This window comes from Klebsiella sp. YJ, assembly GCF_002108615.1.
GTDB classification, from domain to species: domain Bacteria; phylum Pseudomonadota; class Gammaproteobacteria; order Enterobacterales; family Enterobacteriaceae; genus Klebsiella; species Klebsiella planticola.
This window is the reverse complement of sequence record NZ_MTEG01000106.1, coordinates 1-711: the sequence shown is the minus strand read 5'-3', so window position 1 is coordinate 711 and position 711 is coordinate 1. Positions and strand designations below refer to the sequence as shown.

At 54.9% G+C, this 711-nt stretch carries 1 protein-coding gene; it reads left to right on the top strand.

What is annotated here, in order from left to right; genetic code table 11:
- Positions 1 to 702 (top strand): efflux RND transporter permease subunit (locus BV390_RS30395; RefSeq protein ID WP_206098746.1); only part of this gene is annotated, 702 nt, incomplete at its 5' end.
- Positions 703 to 711: the final 9 nt, after the last annotated feature.

Below are 711 nucleotides of genomic sequence, written 5' to 3'. Positions count from 1 at the left end.
GAAAATGCCCGGCCAGCCAGCTGGATTTATGTTGATGCCCGCGGCAGGGACATGGTGTCGGTGGTTAACGACATTAAGACGGCCATCAGCGAGAAAGTGAAACTGAGACCGGGAACCAGTGTGGCATTCTCCGGACAGTTTGAACTGCTTGAGCATGCCAACAAGAAACTGAAGCTGATGGTGCCGATGACGGTGATGATCATTTTCATCCTGTTGTATCTGGCATTCCGCCGGGTTGACGAAGCCCTGCTGATCCTGATGAGCCTGCCGTTCGCCCTGGTTGGCGGAATATGGTTCCTGTACTGGCAGGGCTTCCATATGTCAGTGGCGACCGGAACCGGGTTTATCGCCCTGGCCGGGGTGGCAGCAGAGTTTGGCGTGGTCATGCTGATGTATCTGCGTCATGCCATTGAAGCGCACCCGGAATTGTCCCGTAAAGAGACGTTCACACCGGAAGGTCTTGATGAAGCCCTCTATCATGGTGCCGTACTGCGTGTCCGGCCGAAAGCCATGACCGTGGCGGTGATCATTGCGGGTCTGCTGCCAATACTCTGGGGAACCGGCGCAGGTTCAGAAGTCATGAGCCGTATTGCTGCGCCAATGATTGGTGGGATGATCACGGCTCCGCTGCTGTCCCTGTTCATTATTCCTGCCGCCTACAAATTAATCTGGCTGCGCAGACATAAAAAAAGCGTGTCATAACCCTGAAAG